The following is a 15,450-nucleotide window of genomic DNA, read 5'->3' as shown; positions in this document are numbered from 1 at the left end:
GAGTTTTGGCATGTTATTTAAAATTCTTATATAATATTTAAATTAGTTTAAGAGAGAGTTAAATGCAGGATGCAGCTTTAGTTTTACAAGATGGCAAGTGTTTTTTAGGAAAATCAATAGGTAAAAAAGGCAAGTGTATAGGTGAGGTTTGTTTTATCACTGGTATGACCGGTTATCAACATACTATAACCGATCCTTCTTTTGCTGATCAAATAATAGCGTTCACTTTTCCTCATATTGGTAATGTTGGAATAAATCATAAAGATAATGAAGGAGAAAAAGTTTTTGCAAGTGGTGTGGTTATGCGTGAACTTTCTCCTATGTCTCACTCTTCTTCATATATTAGCTTAAATGATTGGTTGGAGAAAAATAATGTGGTTGGGATATCGGGAATTGATACTAGAGCGTTGACGAGACATTTGAGAAAATATGGATCTCAAAATGGAATGATATGTCCTTCAAGTGAGGCGCATATATTGGATGAATTGAAGAAATACAAATCTGTGAATGGAATAGAAATAACCAAGAAAGTTAGTTTAAGTAATAACTTTAAAAGCGATCTTAATGCAAAATATAGAGTTGTAATTGTTGATTTCGGTGTAAAAATTAGTATAATCTCACGCTTAGTAGAACTTGATTGTACGATTGAATTAGTCAAACCAGATACAGGTTTTGCTTACAAAATATTAAGCATGAACCCAGATGGTATAGTGCTTTCAAATGGTCCTGGTGATCCGCAAGAGATAGGGGAGAGTGTAATTTCAGAGATAGAAATTATTGTAAAGTCTAAGGTGCCGGTTTTCGGCATATGCCTGGGCCATCAATTACTTGCAGTTACTTTGGGAGCAAAGACTGTCAAGATGGATATTGGTCATCGAGGGAGTAATCATCCAGTTTATGATCTGGAGAGTAAAAAAGTTGAGATAACTAGCCAAAATCATGGTTTTGTTATTGATTCAGCTTCTCTTTCAAGTAACGTTGAGGTTACTCATATTTCTCTATTTGATAATAGTGTAGAGGGAATAATGATGAAGGATTGCCCAGTCTTTTCTGTGCAGTATCATCCAGAAGAGGCGCCAGGCACTCATGATTCGCATTATTTGTTTAGGCGTTTTATTGATAATATTATGTTATACAAAATGAAATCTAACTGATTTCAGTTAGATTAGCTTTTATTACTTGATCTTTTGGATTTGGATGTTTAATATTAGGGATAATAAAACTTAAGTTAAGGTAGTGTTCTCTTAACAGATTTTTGTGGAGGAGTGACCGAGTGGTTAAAGGTAACAGACTGTAAATCTGTCCGCGTTGCGTACGTAGGTTCGAATCCTACCTCCTCCATTGTGCGGGTATAGCTCAATGGTAGAGCTCTAGCCTTCCAAGCTAGTGACGTGGGTTCGATTCCCACTATCCGCTCTTTTTTTTGTTGTATTTATATAAAATCAACATATTATTTATTGATGTATTTGTATTTTAGGTAGAAGAGTTAAAGTTATGACAGCGATAGTAGAAGCATTTGGAAAGCCGCATGTAAATGTGGGAACGATAGGACATGTGGATCATGGGAAGACAACGTTAACAGCGGCGATAACAAAGCATTATGGTAATTTTGTAGCATATGATCAAATAGATAAAGCGCCAGAAGAAAGAAAGAGAGGAATAACAATAGCAACAGCGCATGTTGAATATCAAACAGAAAAGAGACACTATGCACACGTTGATTGCCCTGGACATGCTGATTATGTAAAGAATATGATAGTAGGTGCAGCACAGATGGATGCAGCGATATTGGTAGTGTCAGGGGTTGATGGGCCGATGCCACAAACGAGAGAGCATATATTGCTAGCAAAACAGGTGGGTGTTGGATATATCGTGGTATATATAAATAAAGCTGATGTTGCTGATGCTGATATGATAGATTTGGTGGAAATGGAAGTGAGAGAGTTGCTGAATAAGTATGGATTTCCAGGTGATGAAGTGCCTGTGATAGTTGGGTCTGCGTTAAAAGCATTAGAGGATGATAGTAGTGAGTATGGAAAGAAATCAATAGATAAATTGATGGAGAAGTTAGATGAGTATGTAGCAGTACCTCCAAGGCCTATAGATTTGCCGTTTTTGTTGCCAATAGAAGATGTATTTTCAATATCGGGCCGAGGGACGGTAGTAACAGGAAGAATAGAGAAGGGGGAGGTAAAGACAGGGGATGAGATAGAGATAATAGGTCTGAAAGCGACGCAAAAGACGATATGTACTGGTGTTGAGATGTTTAAGAAGTTGCTAGATAAGGGAAGTGCAGGACTCAATGTAGGAATATTACTAAGAGGAACAAAGAGAGAAGAAGTGGAGAGAGGGCAAGTATTGGCAAAACCAGGGACAATAACCCCGCATAAGAAATTTAATGCGGAGGTGTATATATTGAAGAAAGAAGAAGGAGGAAGGCATACACCATTTTTTGGAAATTATCAGCCACAGTTTTATTTAAGAACAACGGATGTAACTGGGAGCATAAAATTGCTAGATGGAAAGGAGATGGTAATGCCAGGGGATAATGTAAGTATAGAAGTGGAGTTGCAAGTACCAATAGCAATGGATAAAGGATTGCGTTTTGCGATAAGAGAAGGTGGTAGAACTGTTGGTTCTGGCGTTGTTTCGGAAATTTTAGAATGAGTATAACAACTAAGATGAAGCAAGATATATATATTAGAATCAAAGCTTTCGATTGTTCTTTATTGGAAAAGTGTATTCGGGAGTTTATTGATCAATTAAAGCAGTTTAATGCAGATTTATCTGGTCCGATTGCGTTGCCAAGAAAAGATTCTAAATTTACTGTTAATAGGTCTCCTCATGTTGATAAAAAATCTCGTGAGCAATTTGAAATGAGAATTTCTAAGCGGTTAATTATTGTACATAATCCTACTTCTACTATGATGAAGATGCTTGCAGATTTATCTTTTTCTGCTGGTGTAGAAGTGGATTTAAAGGTTAAGGAAGTTAATATTTAGGAAAAGAAAAATGAAGAGAATAAATTCGCTTAGGAGAATTGGTTTGTTAATGACGAATGTTGGCCATACTGCTATGTATTTTGATAATAGTCGCATGGCTGTAACCTTATTGCATCTCAGCGAAACTTATATTATCGATATAAAAGGACAAGATAAATGTGGCTACAATTCAGTCATTTTAGGCACAGGAGATTTAAAAAAAATAGCAAAGCCTCAGTTGGAATATTTAAAGAAAAAGGGTGTAAATAGTAAATGTAAATTATATGAAAGTAGATTAACTGATCTATTCGGAATAGAATGTGGTAAAAAAGTGGGGGTTAATCATTTTGTGGTTGGTCAATATCTTGATATTACAGGTTATTCTTTAGGCAAAGGGTTTGCTGGTGTGATGAAGCGGCATAACTTCAGTGGGCTTAGGGCATCTCATGGTGTTTCTATCGCTCATAGATCACAAGGTTCTACTGGTCAATGTCAAGATCCTGGTAGAGTATTCAAGGGGAAGAAAATGGCTGGTCATTTAGGTAATAGCAGAGTAACTGTACAGAATATGAAAATATTATCCATTGATTGTGAAAATAGCATAATTGCTGTAAAGGGTAATAATGTTCCTGGGTTTAAAAACTCTTATGTTTTTGTGAGAGATGCAGTTAAAAAGCCTTTACATAAAGATGTTCCTTTTCCAGTAGGTCTGCTGTTGAATATGAGTGATGATGCTAATAATTTGGTGAGTTAGTTATGGAATGTGAATTAGTTGATCTATCTAATAATAATGTAGGTAGTGTTGAGCTTAATCCCTTGATATTTTCTGCCAAGCAAAAATTGAGTATTTTGCATGATATAGTGAGATGGCAATTAGCAAAGAGAAGAGTTGGTGCTCATAAAACAAAGGGTATCAGTGATGTTTCTGGTACAACAGCTAAGCCGTATGGTCAAAAACGCACCGGTAGGGCGAGACAGGGGAGCTTGCGATCTCCTCAGTTTAGAGGTGGTGGAATTATTTTTGGTCCTGTTGTGAGGAGTCATGCTTACTCTCTTAATAAAAAAGTACGTAAATTTGGTTTGAAAATTGCTTTATCTCTAAAATATTTAAATAATCAAGTCATTGTTCTTGATAGTTTAAATGTTGATGTGAAGAAAACATCTAAAATGTGTGAATATATTAAAAATTTTAAATTTTCTTCTTTTTTAATAGTTGGTGATTATGGAGATGATTTGTTACGTGCTGCTAAAAATTTGCATTATGTAGATTTAATCAAACCTATTGGGTTAAATGTTTTTGATATATTGAATCATGAATGCGTGATGTTAACAAAAGACACTTTAAAGCATCTTGAAGGTAGATTGTTATGATTAAATATAATAATATAATAAAATCTCCTGTAATCACAGAAAAGGCTTCTCTTTTAAGAGAGAAGTTTAATAAATACTCTTTGTACGTTTTTGTAAATGTAAATAAGCGTCAAATAAAATCGGCAATAGAGTCTTTATTTAATGTCAGAATTTCTTCTATAAATGTTATTAGAGTTAAACCTAAATATAGACGGTTTAGGGGTGTGATTGGTTGTAAAAAACAGAGAAAAAAGGTTTATTTTTCTTTGATAGATGGTCAAAAATTAGATATAATGAGCGTTTAATATGGGTATGAAATTTTTTAATCCTGTTACTCCGTCTTCTCGTGGGACTGTATTAATAAGTAAAGTTGGTTTATCAAAAGATAAGCCGGAGAAGTCTCTTGTATTTGGTAAGAAATCCAGTGGTGGAAGAAATAATCATGGTAGAATTACAACTCGTCATAGAGGTGGTGGTCACAAGAAGAAGTATAGAGTTATAGATTTTAAACGTAATAGAAGAGATCAGGGTATAGTTGAGAAAATAGAGTATGATCCAAATAGAAGTGGATTTTTAGCATTAATATCATATAAGGAGGATGATGCTAAATCTTATATATTAGCTCCTCAAGGTATGAAGCCTGGTGATGTTGTGACAGCTGGAGATGATGCTGATATTCTGCCAGGTAATTGTTTGTTGTTGAAATATATACCTGTTGGTTCTTTTGTTCATAACGTTGAATTGAAGCCAGGTGGTGGTGCTGTAATTGCTAGAGCTGCGGGTTGTTGTGCGCAAATTGTTGGTCGTGATGGTCAATATGTTTTATTGCGGCTTAGATCTGGTCAAGCTAGGTTGATTTTATCTTCTTGTAAAGCTACTATTGGTGTAGTATCTAATCTTGATCATAAGAATAGAAAGTTGGGTAAGGCTGGGAGAAGTAGGTGGCTTGGAATTAGACCGGCTGTGCGTGGAGTTGCAATGAATCCGATTGATCACCCCCATGGAGGTGGAGAAGGAAAAACTTCTGGCGGTCGTCATCCTGTTACTCCTTGGGGTATTGCAACAAAAGGAAAGAAAACTAGGAAAAAAAATAAATCTAGTGATAAGTATATAAAAAAATTGAAAGGTTAATTTATGAGTAGATCTGTATGGAAACCACCTTTTTTACACCCATCTGTACTAAGATTAGTTCAGAGAGCTTTAAAAGAGGGTTCTATTAATAAGGTGATAAAAATTCATTCCAGGGCTTCTGTAATTCTTCCTAATTGTTTGGGTTTAAAATTTGCTGTTTATAATGGTAAAGATTACATTCCTGTTAGTGTTGATAATCAGAATATGATAGGTCATAAATTCGGTGAATTTTCACCTACTCGTAAATTTACTGGGCATGGTGGTGATAAAAAGGCAACAAGAAGGTAGGCAATTGATATGAAAAATAGGGATATAATAGTTGAGGCTAGTTCTAAGATTTTAAGATCAACTCCTCGCAAATTAAATTTGGTTGCTGATTTAGTGCGTAATAAAAAAGTTTCTTTTGCTAATGTACAATTAAGATTTTGTGAAAAAAAGGCTGCCGGTTTTATAATGAAGGTGTTGAATTCTGCAATTGCTAATGCTCAAAATAATTATGGATTGAACGTTGATAATTTATATATAAAGGAAATTTTAATAGGTAAGTCACTTACTTTGCGTAGAGTATATCCAAAAGCTATGGGTAGGGCTAATAGAATGAGCAAATTTTATAGTAATATAACTATAAAATTGAAAGAAATTGTATGATTTATAGAAATGGAAAATTAATAAGGAAAGTGTAAAAATATGGGACAGAAGGTTAATCCTAAAGTATTTAGATTGCAAATAAATAGTAATACCTGGGATTCTGTTTGGTGTGCTACGGACGATTATAAACAGAAATTGCATCAAGATCTATTTATTCGCAGTTATATAAATGAATCCTTTAAGCATGCTGGTATTTCTAAAGTAACTGTAGAGCGTACAGTTACTTTAGTGTCTGTAATAATACATTCTTCTAAACCTGGGGTTATAATAGGTAAGAAAGGTTTGGATGTTGAGAAGATAAAGCAAAAAATAGCTAAAAAAGTAGGAAGTAGTGTCGAAGTGAATGTAGTAGGAGTTAAAAAGTCTGAAATAGATGCAGCTTTAATATCAAGGAGTATTACACATCAGCTAGAAAAAAGGATTTCATGTAGAAGAGCGATGAAAAAAGCTATTCAAAATTGTTTGAAGATGGGTGCTGGGGGTATTAAAGTAAGTTGCTCTGGGCGTCTTGGTGGAGCTGAAATAGCTCGTACTGAATGGTACAAAGAAGGTCGTTTGCCTTTGCACACTTTACGTGCTAATATAGATTATGCTTTTTGTGAAGCGAAAACTATATGTGGTATTATAGGAGTTAAAGTTTGGGTTTATATTGGTAGTTAAGGTATATTGAAATGTTTGTTCCCAAAAAGAGTAAATATAAAAAGGTATTTAAGGGGAGAATTAAGGGTAATGCTAAGGGTGGTAGCACGCTGTCTTTTGGAGATTATGGATTAAAAGCTATGGAAGTAGGTAAGATTCAGTCTAAGCATATTGAAACTGCAAGACGCGTAATATCTAGAACGTTAAAACGCTCTGGTAAAGTGTGGATAAGAATTTTTCCTGATACCCCGGTTAGTAAAAAGCCAGCAGATGTACGTATGGGTAAAGGGAAAGGTAGTGTTGAGTTTTGGGTATTTAAAGCTAAGCCCGGTAGGGTTTTGTTTGAAATTAGTAGTGATGTTCCCATGCATTTAGCAAGATTGGCGCTTGAAAAAGCGACTGCTAAGCTTCCTATGAAGTGTAAATTTATATCTAATCATAATTGAATGGAGTTGCAATGGATATGGTTAAATTTGAATCAGAATCTTCACAAGGATTACATGAACTTCTTATGAATTTGAGAAAAGAATTTGTTAATTTGGCTTTTCAAAAAAAGCTGGGCCAGTGCAATAATTTTTCGCGTTTTAGCTCAATAAGAAAGAGCATAGCTCGTAGTCTAACTGTATTAAATAGAAGAAAGAGAGAGGGAAGAAATGCCTAAGAAGGTTTTTTGTGGTGTCGTAACTAATGCTGAGTCTGATAAGACTGTAAAGGTTTCGGTGTTACAAGTGTATAAGGATAAGCTGTATAAAAAAGTTATTAAAAAATACAAGAAGTATACAGCGCATGATGAGAATAATAGTTGCAAAAAGGGGGATAGGGTTTTAATACAGGAACATAAGCCTATTTCTGTTACTAAAAAATGGGTTGTTATCAATGGCTAAAATGGAATGGGTATTTGTATGATTCAAAAAAACACATTGTTAGAAGTAGCTGATAATTCTGGTGCGCGTGTAGTGCTTTGTATTGGCTTGTTAGGTGGTAGAAAATCTGCATCTGTAGGTGATGCGATTATTATATCTACTAAGTCTATTAACCCAAAAGGTAAAGTTGAAAAAGGAAAAGTATATAAAGCAGTTGTTGTTAGAGTAAAAAATAATGTTAAGAAATCTGATGGTTCTGTAATTCGTTTTTCTAGCAATGCTGTGGTTTTAATTAATGATCAAGGTGAACCACTTGGCACTCGGGTGTTTGGTCCGGTAAAAAAGTTATTATCTGGTTCTTTTATGAAAATAATGTCATTAGCTGATGAGGTTTTATAATGAGTGCTAAAATAAAAAGTGGTGATGATATTATAGTTTTAACTGGTAAAGATAAGAGAAAAATTGGTAAGGTAATCAAAGTTATAATACGTGATGCTAAAAAGAAAGTAGTTGTTTCTGGCGTAAATGTGTGTAAGAGACATACTAAACCAAGAGCTGGTAGTGGTGGTGGTATATTGAATAAAGAGTTAGCTATTGATGTATCCAATGTTGCAATATTGGATCCTAAGTGTAAAACTCCAACTAAAGTAGGATTTAAGATTATAGATGGTAGAAAAGTGCGTTTTGCAAAAGTTTCTGGAGAAGTGATAGATTAGGTTGATATGTTTAAACAATTGTATAAAGATAGTATAGTAAAATCCTTAAAGGATAAGTTTAATTACGGCAATGTAATGCAAGTGCCTAAACTTGTCAAGGTGTGTATCAATATGGGCGTTGGAGATGCTGCTACGGACAATAAAGCGATAAATGAGCCATTTGATAATCTACATTTGATTGCTGGGCAAAAGCCTGTGTCAACCTTTGCAAAAAAATCTATTTCTGGTTTCAAAATTAGAAAAGGTGCAACTGTAGGTTGTAAAGTGACTTTACGTAGAAATAAAATGTATGAATTCTTAGAAAGATTAATATATATTGCTTTGCCAAGGGAAAAAGATTTTAGAGGGTTTAGTGTGAAGCAATTTGATGGTCATGGTAATTTTTCCTTTGGTATCAAGGAGCATATATCATTTTTAGAAATAGACTATGATAAAATAAGTAAAATTAGAGGTATGGATATTAATATTATAACAAGTGCAGTTAGTGATAAGGAAGCAAAAGAATTATTACTGGCTCTTAAATTCCCCTTTTTTGATAATTGAGAGAAAAAATATATGGCAAAAAAATCTATGATACAGAAGAATCTTCGTAGAATAAAGTTATGCGATCAGTATAGGGAGAGAAGGGAAGAATTAAAATCTATAATGAATAATAAGGATTTATCTATTGCAAAAAGGTTTGCAGCTCAAAGTAAGCTGATTAAAAAATTGCCTAGAGATTCTTCTGAAATCAGAATTAGGAATAGGTGCGCTTTAACTGGTAGGCCGAGAGGAGTATATAGAAAATTTGGTTTATGTAGGATTGTTTTACGTGATTTGTGTTCTTTTGGACAAGTTCCAGGGGTTACAAAATCTAGTTGGTAAATGTGATATAAGGAGTGTAATAGTGTCGTTATCTGATGGTATTGGTGATTTTTTAACAAGAATACGTAATGCTCAATTGGCAATGCATAGGGAAACAAGAGTCCTATTCTCTAAAGTGAATTCTTCTATATTGAAGATTTTAAAAGAGGAAGGGTATATTCTTAATTATAAAAAGCAAGAGAGTGATAGTGTCCCTTCGCTTGTTGTGCAGTTGAAGTATTATGATAAATCACCTGTGATTAATGATATAGCTAGGGTATCAAAGCCCGGTTGTCGTTATTATTCTAAGTGTAAGGACATTTCTAAAGCATATAATGGTCTTGGAATTTTTATTATATCTACACCGAAAGGAGTGATGACCGATTATAATGCACGTAGATTAAAAGTTGGTGGAGAAGTTTTGTGTCGTGTATTTTAAATGATAGGAGAAATGTATGTCTCGTATAGGTGCCGCACCTATCAATATTCCTGCTGATCTTTCAGTTGAATATAATGATGGTAGGGTATTGATAAGAAGTGTTAGGGCAGAAAAAGAGCTGAGCTTGTGTAGTGGCATTCTGTGTCAGATAGTTGATAATCAATTGTTACTTTCTGTTGATCAAGACAGGGATGATTATGATAAAATAAAATCTATATGGGGCACTTATAGAAGTAATATTAATAACATGATTAACGGTATGGTTAATGATTTTTCTGTTGATCTTGAGATTAATGGTGTGGGGTATAAAGCAGAATGTGATGATAAGTGTTTGACTTTATATCTTGGTTATAGTCATAATATTAAGTATAAAGTGCCTAAATATGTTGAGATTAAGTGTATAAAGCCAACTCATTTAGTGATTCGCGGTATGGATAAGCAAAAAGTCTATATGGTGGCTTCTGATATATGTAAAATTAGAAAATATGATCCTTATAAAGGTAAGGGTATTGTAATAAAAGGCAAATTTATGCTGCGTAAGGTTGTAAATAAAAAGAAGTAATTAAAATGAAAAGATTATATAATTTTTTAAGTGGCTATGAAAAAAGGAAACTTCGTAATAGAGCGAAGCTCGATAAGAGCGCTGGACGTTTACGTATATCCATATTTAAGTCTAATAAACATTTTTATGTTCAGTTGATTAACGATGCAAAAGGAACAACCCTAGCTTCTGCTTCTACTTTGGATGATAAAATTAGGAATGTATGTAAAGGTAGGGTAAATGCTGAAACTATAAAACAGGTTTCTTCTTTAGTGATTGAGCGTCTGCCTAGTACAAAATTGGAGCAGCGATTCGTCTTTGATCGGGGGGCATATAAGTATACAGGATTGATTTCTCAATTTGCTGAGGCTTTAAGAAGCTCTGGATTTAAATTTTAGAAGGTTTTAAATATGGCTGTAAAGAATTTACAAAATAATAATGATTTATCAGAACTTTTAGTTTCAGTCCGAAGAGTAACAACGGTTACCAAAGGTGGTAGAAGATTTTCATTTTCAACTTTGGTTGTTGTTGGTGATGGTAAGGGTAGGGTAGGATGTGGAATAGGTAAACACGCAGAGGTTGCTGAAGCAAGAGTGAAAGCTGTAAATGCTGCAAAGAAGTCGATGATTAGGGTGTACTTACGTGAAGGTAGAACTTTACATCATGATATTAAGGCTAAATTTTGTTCTGGTGAGATAGTTTTAAGAGCTGCAAGAACTGGAACAGGTATTATTGCTGGTGGAGCAATGAGGTCGGTTTTTGAGGTATTAGGTATAAAGGATGTGGTAGCTAAGTCTACTAGATCAAATGATCCTCATAATATTATATGTGCAGTATTTAAGGCTTTTGATGTTATGTTATCTCCTTGCCAAGTGGCAGGTAAGAGGGGTAAAAAGATTAGTGAGATAGTTGGAAATAGGTAAAGTATGAATGATGCTGTAAAATTAAATTCTATATTTACCAAATTATCTAAGAAAAAGAAGCCTAAATTATTAGGTAGAGGTATTGGTTGTGGTAAAGGTAAAACATCCGGTAAGGGGCATAAAGGGCAGAAAGCGAGAAGTGGCGTTTCTATAAATGGTTTTGAAGGTGGACAGCAGTCTATATATACTCGTTTACCTAAAAGAGGTTTTAAGCCTATACGCAAAAACTTATACTCTATATTTAATGTTGGTGATGTACAGTGCTTAATGGAAGCTAAAAAAATAGTCAAGGATTCTATCATAGATAAGGAGCTACTGCATAAATTAGGTTTTATCAGATCTGTTAAAAGTAAAATCAAACTTCTTAATAAGGGTAAATTAAGCGAAAAATTTGTGTTTCATGTTGATTTTGCATCAGAAGCTGCAAAAAGATCTGTAGCTTCAGTTGGTGGTAGTGTAGAAATACTATCGTAAATCATGAACAGTAAATTTGCATTTAATAGTTTGGATTCTACGTTGTTATATAAAAGTGATTTACTAAAGCGTATATTTTTTACGCTAATGGCTTTAGTTTGTTATCGTTTAGGCACTTATGTTCCTATCCCTGGAGTTAATCTTGATATAATCAATGATATATTTCCAAAGGAGAGTTCTGGTGTTTTTGGAGTATTTAATTTATTTTCTGGTGGCGCTTTAGCTAGAATGACGATCTTGGCGTTAAACGTTATGCCATACATAGTTGCATCCATAGTTATGCAATTATTATCCTCTGCCGTTAAAGGAATCAATGAAATTAAAAATGAAGGAGAGTTAGGACGTCGAAAGATGAACTCTTATATACGCTATATGACTATAGTGTTTTGTATCTTTCAATCAATTACGATCTTAATAGGGTTAGAAAGAATGAATAGAGAAGGGGTATTAGTTGTAGTTGAACCTGGTATTATGTTTCGTACTATAGGTATCTTTAGCCTTTTAGGTGGAACTATATTTTTAATATGGCTTGGTGAGCGGATCAGTGTGAGCGGTATAGGAAATGGTATCTCATTAATCATTTTTACTGGCATAACATCTGAATTACATAATGCTTTATCATCTCTGCTAACATTAAATAAAAATGGTAGTATGTCATTTTTCATTACCCTTTTTGTTATAGCATTGTTTTTTTTACTGCTCCTTTTAGTCATTTTTACAGAATCTTCTTATAGAAAGGTAATTGTTCAATATCCCAAAAAACAGTTTAAAAAATTACATAATGATGATTTTACTTACATTCCATTGAAGATCAATTTATCTGGTGTAATACCAACTATTTTTGCTAACGCAATTCTATTAACGCCTATTTCAATTGCAAATTTCTATAAAGGTCATGCCATTGCTGATTTTATTTTAAACTACTTTATGGCAAATAAAGTGATGTACATTATAACTTACTTAATACTCATAGTACTTTTTAATTTTTTCTATACCAATTTTATATTTAATCCAGAGGAAAATGCTGATTTTCTTAGGAAAAATGGTGGTTTTATTCCTGGTAGAGGGCCTGGAAAACATACTTCTGATTATCTTCAAGATATAGTTTTTAAATTAACATTTATTGGGTCTGCGTATTTGGTGGTAATATGTACTGTACCTGAAATTATGAGGTATCATTATGATATACCATTTATTTTTGGTGGGACGAGCTTGCTGATTATAGTTAACGTTATTACTGATACTATTATGCAAGTACAATCTTATGTTTTTTCAAATAGGTACGATAGTTGGATAAAGAAATATGAGTCTAAAACAAGGAGACTAAAGTGATTATTACAATTTTTGGTCCTCCTGGCTCTGGTAAGGGTACTCAGTCCAGTTTGTTAATAGCAAAGTATAATTTTAAATTAGTTTCAGTAGGAGATTTATTAAGGAATATTATATCTAGTGGGAGTAAATTAGGTAAAGGAATAAAGGATACTGTTGAATCTGGTAATTTAATTCAAGATGAAGTTATATGTAAATTATTGTGTGACCAGCTTGCATTAATAGATGGTGATTTTTTGTTAGATGGTTTTCCAAGAAATTTAAATCAAGCTCATTTTTTAACTCAAGTTTTGCAAAAAAGATGCAATAGGGATGTTGATCTTGTAATTGAGTTGCAGCTTGACGATAATATTGCAATTGATAGATTAAAAGATCGTCTTACTTGTTTGGATTGTAAAACTATATATAGTATATCTTCTTTTAAAAATACTACTTGTGCTAAATGTAAAAGTACGAGATTGGAGAAGAGAATTGATGATGCTAATATGCTTGGAATTAATAAGAGGATAAGAGAATATCATTTTCAGATGAAGGGTTTGCGCGAGTATTATAAGGGCAAATTGTTAACAATTAACGCTAATTTGAGTGTTGATAGAGTAATGCAAGAGATTGAAAGTAAAATTTCTTGTAATTTGATTTGACTATAAGTTGTTTTATGGTATAAATTAAGAGTTATTATTAATAAAGTATCGAGGTATCAGTGGCACGTATTGCAGGCATAAATGTTCCGGTGAAGAAGTGTATTCCTTTTGCATTAACTTATATACATGGTATAGGCATTACTACTGCGAATATAATTTGTCGTAGCTGTAAAATTGATGAGCGTAAGCGTGTTTCAGAATTACAAGATGAAGATATAGAGAAAATTAGTAGTTTTATTAGGCAAAAATATGTCATAGAGGGTGAGCTCAGAAAAAAAGTGGCTATGGATATAAAATCTTTAATCGAAATTGGTTGCTATAGAGGATTAAGGCATAGAAAAGGTTTGCCTGTGAGGGGACAAAGAACCCATACTAATGCTAAAACTCGTAAAGGCAGATCTAAATTGCCTATTGCTGGGAAAAAATAAAATTTGTTATTATCGTGAGTTTTTATGAAAAAAGTTAAAACGGTTGGTAAGAATACAAAAAGGTTTATTACTGGTATTGTCCATATTCGTGCAACTTTTAATAATACTTTTGTAAATGTGACTGATGTTTGTGGTAATACGCTTTACCAGACTTCTGTTGGTGCATGTGGTTTTTCTGGTTCGAGAAAATCCACACCTTATGCTGCAGGTAAGGTTGCCGATTCTGCTGCGAAGAAAGTAATAGAGAGATTTGGTATGAAGGTTGTTTCTGTAATAATTCGTGGTCCTGGTTTTGGTGCAGAAGCTGCAGTTAAAGCACTTCGGAGTTGTGGATTGACTGTCACTTCAATTGCAGATAAAACGGCGATACCTCATAATGGGTGTAGATTAAGGAAAAAAAGAAGAGTATAGGATATTTGGAAGGTTTTTGTATGTATTATAGTGATAATGTTTCTTTCTGTGGAAATTTAGATAGATTAACTAAGCCTAATGCAATTAAGGTAATATTAGGTGATTCGAGTAAAAAAAGTGATATAGTTCTAGAACCTTTGGAAAGTGGTTTTGCTTTAACGTTGGGTCATGCATTAAGGCGTGTAATGTTGTCTTCTCTTCGCGGTAGTGCTGTTTATGGAATAAAAATTGAAGGCATGAATCATGAATTTACTTCGATCCAAGGAGTTAGGGAAGACATAACTGATATAGCATTAAATATGGGCATGTTGAGATGTAAGTTAAATAATACGTCTAATAAGTGCTTAAATTTGAGCGCTAAAGGGCCTTGTCAAGTATTGGCTGGAATGATAGAAACTGATGACCAATGCTCTATTATTAATAAAGATTTGGTGATATGTACACTAGGTCAAGATGTGGAGCTTAACATTACTATATATGTTGCTAGTGGAAAAGGTTATCTTTCTGTAAATAAATATAAAGAAAATGAATTTTTAAAATCTATGAATGAACAAGATTTAATTGGTTTTATTCCAGTTAATGCTTTATATAGTCCTGTTGAGAGGGTTTCATATAAAGTAGAGAATAGTCGTGTTGGTCAAGTTACTGATAAAGATAAGCTGATATTGTCAATTGAAACTGATGGTACAATCTCTCCAAGTCAAGCTATTGACTATGCTGCAAGAATATTACAAGAGCAATTTCAGCCTTTTATTAATTCTGATATGAGTTATAAAAAATCGCAGGTTTCTTTGTCTAGTGGTGCTAAAGATTTGGGCTATGATCCTGTTCTATTGTGTAAAGTAGATGAAATGGAATTATCTGTTAGATCTCATAACTGTCTGAAAAATGAAAATATCACTTATATAGGTGATCTTGTGCAAAAGACGGAAGTTGAAATGTTAAGAACTGCTAATTTTGGCCGAAAATCTTTGAATGAAATCAAGGCAATTTTAAATAATTCAGGTTTGTCTTTGGGTATGAATATACCAAATTGGCCGCCTAAGGATATAGATGAACTGGCTAAACAACATACTGATGAGGATTAGGTAGT

General features: G+C 33.6%; 27 protein-coding genes and 2 tRNA genes. All 29 read left to right on the top strand.

All coding sequences use genetic code 11. From position 1 onward, the window contains the following. Positions 1–62 precede the first annotated feature (62 nt). The 29 genes from carA (at position 63) to ABWU64_RS04690 (ending at position 15,445) form a co-directional block, all read left to right on the top strand. Complete coding sequence (carA, locus tag ABWU64_RS04830; protein WP_015588344.1) at positions 63–1,154, top strand: glutamine-hydrolyzing carbamoyl-phosphate synthase small subunit; 1,092 nt, start codon at positions 63–65, stop codon at positions 1,152–1,154. A gap of 105 nt (positions 1,155–1,259) precedes the next feature. Next, positions 1,260–1,341, top strand: a tRNA-Tyr gene (locus tag ABWU64_RS04825). Positions 1,342–1,345: 4 nt separating this feature from the next. Next, positions 1,346–1,416: transfer RNA gene (locus tag ABWU64_RS04820), tRNA-Gly, on the top strand. A gap of 78 nt (positions 1,417–1,494) precedes the next feature. Next, positions 1,495–2,667 carry an elongation factor Tu gene (gene tuf / locus ABWU64_RS04815; protein ID WP_353279424.1) on the top strand — a complete coding sequence of 391 codons (1,173 nt, stop codon included), beginning with the start codon at positions 1,495–1,497 and terminating at the stop codon, positions 2,665–2,667. A 14-nt stretch (positions 2,668–2,681) separates the two neighbouring features. Then, positions 2,682–3,002, top strand: a complete 321-nt coding sequence (gene rpsJ / locus ABWU64_RS04810) for a 30S ribosomal protein S10 (RefSeq protein ID WP_012482004.1) — start codon at positions 2,682–2,684, stop codon at positions 3,000–3,002. Positions 3,003–3,012: 10 nt separating this feature from the next. Then, on the top strand, positions 3,013–3,735 hold the full coding sequence (gene rplC / locus ABWU64_RS04805) for a 50S ribosomal protein L3 (protein WP_341815760.1): 723 nt from the start codon (positions 3,013–3,015) through the stop codon (positions 3,733–3,735). A gap of 2 nt (positions 3,736–3,737) precedes the next feature. Then, positions 3,738–4,352: a 50S ribosomal protein L4 gene (gene rplD / locus ABWU64_RS04800; protein WP_006012216.1), complete on the top strand. Its 615-nt coding sequence runs from the start codon at positions 3,738–3,740 to the stop codon at positions 4,350–4,352. Further along, complete coding sequence (locus ABWU64_RS04795) at positions 4,349–4,636, top strand: 50S ribosomal protein L23 (RefSeq protein ID WP_015588346.1); 288 nt, start codon at positions 4,349–4,351, stop codon at positions 4,634–4,636. Before rplD ends, ABWU64_RS04795 begins: the two co-directional genes overlap by 4 nt. 1 nt (position 4,637) lies before the next feature. Further along, complete coding sequence (rplB, locus tag ABWU64_RS04790) at positions 4,638–5,462, top strand: 50S ribosomal protein L2 (RefSeq protein ID WP_353279423.1); 825 nt, start codon at positions 4,638–4,640, stop codon at positions 5,460–5,462. Positions 5,463–5,465: 3 nt separating this feature from the next. Next, positions 5,466–5,750, top strand: a complete 285-nt coding sequence (gene rpsS / locus ABWU64_RS04785) for a 30S ribosomal protein S19 (protein ID WP_010404687.1) — start codon at positions 5,466–5,468, stop codon at positions 5,748–5,750. Between the two features lie 9 nt (positions 5,751–5,759). After that, positions 5,760–6,110, top strand: a complete 351-nt coding sequence (gene rplV / locus ABWU64_RS04780) for a 50S ribosomal protein L22 (RefSeq protein WP_353279421.1) — start codon at positions 5,760–5,762, stop codon at positions 6,108–6,110. A gap of 39 nt (positions 6,111–6,149) precedes the next feature. Then, positions 6,150–6,770 (top strand): 30S ribosomal protein S3, encoded by a 621-nt coding sequence (rpsC, locus tag ABWU64_RS04775; RefSeq protein WP_341815766.1) that lies wholly within the window; start codon positions 6,150–6,152, stop codon positions 6,768–6,770. Between the two features lie 11 nt (positions 6,771–6,781). After that, complete coding sequence (gene rplP, locus ABWU64_RS04770; RefSeq protein WP_341815767.1) at positions 6,782–7,195, top strand: 50S ribosomal protein L16; 414 nt, start codon at positions 6,782–6,784, stop codon at positions 7,193–7,195. A gap of 11 nt (positions 7,196–7,206) precedes the next feature. Further along, positions 7,207–7,410 (top strand): 50S ribosomal protein L29, encoded by a 204-nt coding sequence (gene rpmC / locus ABWU64_RS04765; RefSeq protein WP_341815768.1) that lies wholly within the window; start codon positions 7,207–7,209, stop codon positions 7,408–7,410. Then, the gene (gene rpsQ / locus ABWU64_RS04760; RefSeq protein ID WP_341815769.1) at positions 7,403–7,633 is read left to right on the top strand and encodes a 30S ribosomal protein S17; all 231 of its coding nucleotides are present in this window, start codon (positions 7,403–7,405) and stop codon (positions 7,631–7,633) included. Before rpmC ends, rpsQ begins: the two co-directional genes overlap by 8 nt. A gap of 18 nt (positions 7,634–7,651) precedes the next feature. After that, positions 7,652–8,011, top strand: coding sequence for a 50S ribosomal protein L14 (rplN, locus tag ABWU64_RS04755; protein ID WP_353279419.1), 360 nt, complete (start codon positions 7,652–7,654; stop codon positions 8,009–8,011). Further along, positions 8,011–8,328 (top strand): 50S ribosomal protein L24, encoded by a 318-nt coding sequence (rplX, locus tag ABWU64_RS04750; protein WP_010404700.1) that lies wholly within the window; start codon positions 8,011–8,013, stop codon positions 8,326–8,328. Before rplN ends, rplX begins: the two co-directional genes overlap by 1 nt. 6 nt (positions 8,329–8,334) lie before the next feature. After that, on the top strand, positions 8,335–8,871 hold the full coding sequence (gene rplE, locus ABWU64_RS04745) for a 50S ribosomal protein L5 (RefSeq protein WP_341815770.1): 537 nt from the start codon (positions 8,335–8,337) through the stop codon (positions 8,869–8,871). 12 nt (positions 8,872–8,883) lie between these two features. Then, entirely contained in the window at positions 8,884–9,192 is a 309-nt protein-coding gene (gene rpsN, locus ABWU64_RS04740) for a 30S ribosomal protein S14 (protein ID WP_015588354.1), read from the top strand. 22 nt (positions 9,193–9,214) lie between these two features. Further along, positions 9,215–9,610 carry a 30S ribosomal protein S8 gene (gene rpsH / locus ABWU64_RS04735; RefSeq protein WP_015588355.1) on the top strand — a complete coding sequence of 132 codons (396 nt, stop codon included), beginning with the start codon at positions 9,215–9,217 and terminating at the stop codon, positions 9,608–9,610. A 16-nt stretch (positions 9,611–9,626) separates the two neighbouring features. After that, entirely contained in the window at positions 9,627–10,172 is a 546-nt protein-coding gene (gene rplF, locus ABWU64_RS04730; RefSeq protein ID WP_214241953.1) for a 50S ribosomal protein L6, read from the top strand. 5 nt (positions 10,173–10,177) lie between these two features. Then, the gene (gene rplR, locus ABWU64_RS04725) at positions 10,178–10,549 is read left to right on the top strand and encodes a 50S ribosomal protein L18 (RefSeq protein ID WP_015588357.1); all 372 of its coding nucleotides are present in this window, start codon (positions 10,178–10,180) and stop codon (positions 10,547–10,549) included. Positions 10,550–10,561: 12 nt separating this feature from the next. Further along, positions 10,562–11,074, top strand: coding sequence for a 30S ribosomal protein S5 (gene rpsE / locus ABWU64_RS04720; protein ID WP_353279418.1), 513 nt, complete (start codon positions 10,562–10,564; stop codon positions 11,072–11,074). 3 nt (positions 11,075–11,077) lie between these two features. Then, complete coding sequence (gene rplO, locus ABWU64_RS04715) at positions 11,078–11,548, top strand: 50S ribosomal protein L15 (protein WP_135352888.1); 471 nt, start codon at positions 11,078–11,080, stop codon at positions 11,546–11,548. A 3-nt stretch (positions 11,549–11,551) separates the two neighbouring features. Further along, positions 11,552–12,880 (top strand): preprotein translocase subunit SecY, encoded by a 1,329-nt coding sequence (gene secY, locus ABWU64_RS04710; RefSeq protein WP_341815771.1) that lies wholly within the window; start codon positions 11,552–11,554, stop codon positions 12,878–12,880. Then, a complete protein-coding gene (locus ABWU64_RS04705; RefSeq protein ID WP_341815772.1) occupies positions 12,877–13,518 on the top strand; it encodes an adenylate kinase family protein in 642 nt (213 codons plus the stop codon). The genes secY and ABWU64_RS04705 overlap by 4 nt, the downstream gene beginning before the upstream one ends. Before the next feature lie 59 nt (positions 13,519–13,577). After that, positions 13,578–13,946 carry a 30S ribosomal protein S13 gene (gene rpsM, locus ABWU64_RS04700; protein WP_010404723.1) on the top strand — a complete coding sequence of 123 codons (369 nt, stop codon included), beginning with the start codon at positions 13,578–13,580 and terminating at the stop codon, positions 13,944–13,946. A gap of 24 nt (positions 13,947–13,970) precedes the next feature. After that, entirely contained in the window at positions 13,971–14,357 is a 387-nt protein-coding gene (gene rpsK, locus ABWU64_RS04695) for a 30S ribosomal protein S11 (RefSeq protein ID WP_015588362.1), read from the top strand. A 20-nt stretch (positions 14,358–14,377) separates the two neighbouring features. Next, entirely contained in the window at positions 14,378–15,445 is a 1,068-nt protein-coding gene (locus ABWU64_RS04690; RefSeq protein ID WP_015588363.1) for a DNA-directed RNA polymerase subunit alpha, read from the top strand. The last annotated feature ends 5 nt before the right edge of the window (positions 15,446–15,450 follow it).

The organism is Wolbachia endosymbiont (group B) of Xanthorhoe designata (genome assembly GCF_964028585.1).
GTDB lineage: Bacteria > Pseudomonadota > Alphaproteobacteria > Rickettsiales > Anaplasmataceae > Wolbachia.
The sequence above is the reverse complement of the archived record's forward strand: the minus strand, read 5'-3'. Positions and strand labels throughout refer to the sequence as shown.

Coding starts and splice junctions, on each gene's coding strand:
- rplX (WP_010404700.1), top strand. CDS start 8,011: ATGAGTGCTAAAATAAAAAGTGGTGATGATATTATAGTTTTAACTGGT.
- rplB (WP_353279423.1), top strand. CDS start 4,638: ATGGGTATGAAATTTTTTAATCCTGTTACTCCGTCTTCTCGTGGGACT.
- rplF (WP_214241953.1), top strand. CDS start 9,627: ATGTCTCGTATAGGTGCCGCACCTATCAATATTCCTGCTGATCTTTCA.
- rplD (WP_006012216.1), top strand. CDS start 3,738: ATGGAATGTGAATTAGTTGATCTATCTAATAATAATGTAGGTAGTGTT.
- rplE (WP_341815770.1), top strand. CDS start 8,335: ATGTTTAAACAATTGTATAAAGATAGTATAGTAAAATCCTTAAAGGAT.
- rplV (WP_353279421.1), top strand. CDS start 5,760: ATGAAAAATAGGGATATAATAGTTGAGGCTAGTTCTAAGATTTTAAGA.
- ABWU64_RS04690 (WP_015588363.1), top strand. CDS start 14,378: ATGTATTATAGTGATAATGTTTCTTTCTGTGGAAATTTAGATAGATTA.
- rpsS (WP_010404687.1), top strand. CDS start 5,466: ATGAGTAGATCTGTATGGAAACCACCTTTTTTACACCCATCTGTACTA.
- tuf (WP_353279424.1), top strand. CDS start 1,495: ATGACAGCGATAGTAGAAGCATTTGGAAAGCCGCATGTAAATGTGGGA.
- rpsE (WP_353279418.1), top strand. CDS start 10,562: ATGGCTGTAAAGAATTTACAAAATAATAATGATTTATCAGAACTTTTA.
- rplR (WP_015588357.1), top strand. CDS start 10,178: ATGAAAAGATTATATAATTTTTTAAGTGGCTATGAAAAAAGGAAACTT.
- rpsQ (WP_341815769.1), top strand. CDS start 7,403: ATGCCTAAGAAGGTTTTTTGTGGTGTCGTAACTAATGCTGAGTCTGAT.
- secY (WP_341815771.1), top strand. CDS start 11,552: ATGAACAGTAAATTTGCATTTAATAGTTTGGATTCTACGTTGTTATAT.
- rplO (WP_135352888.1), top strand. CDS start 11,078: ATGAATGATGCTGTAAAATTAAATTCTATATTTACCAAATTATCTAAG.
- carA (WP_015588344.1), top strand. CDS start 63: ATGCAGGATGCAGCTTTAGTTTTACAAGATGGCAAGTGTTTTTTAGGA.
- ABWU64_RS04795 (WP_015588346.1), top strand. CDS start 4,349: ATGATTAAATATAATAATATAATAAAATCTCCTGTAATCACAGAAAAG.
- rpsN (WP_015588354.1), top strand. CDS start 8,884: ATGGCAAAAAAATCTATGATACAGAAGAATCTTCGTAGAATAAAGTTA.
- rplN (WP_353279419.1), top strand. CDS start 7,652: ATGATTCAAAAAAACACATTGTTAGAAGTAGCTGATAATTCTGGTGCG.
- rplP (WP_341815767.1), top strand. CDS start 6,782: ATGTTTGTTCCCAAAAAGAGTAAATATAAAAAGGTATTTAAGGGGAGA.
- rplC (WP_341815760.1), top strand. CDS start 3,013: ATGAAGAGAATAAATTCGCTTAGGAGAATTGGTTTGTTAATGACGAAT.
- rpsJ (WP_012482004.1), top strand. CDS start 2,682: ATGAAGCAAGATATATATATTAGAATCAAAGCTTTCGATTGTTCTTTA.
- rpsK (WP_015588362.1), top strand. CDS start 13,971: ATGAAAAAAGTTAAAACGGTTGGTAAGAATACAAAAAGGTTTATTACT.
- rpsC (WP_341815766.1), top strand. CDS start 6,150: ATGGGACAGAAGGTTAATCCTAAAGTATTTAGATTGCAAATAAATAGT.
- rpmC (WP_341815768.1), top strand. CDS start 7,207: ATGGATATGGTTAAATTTGAATCAGAATCTTCACAAGGATTACATGAA.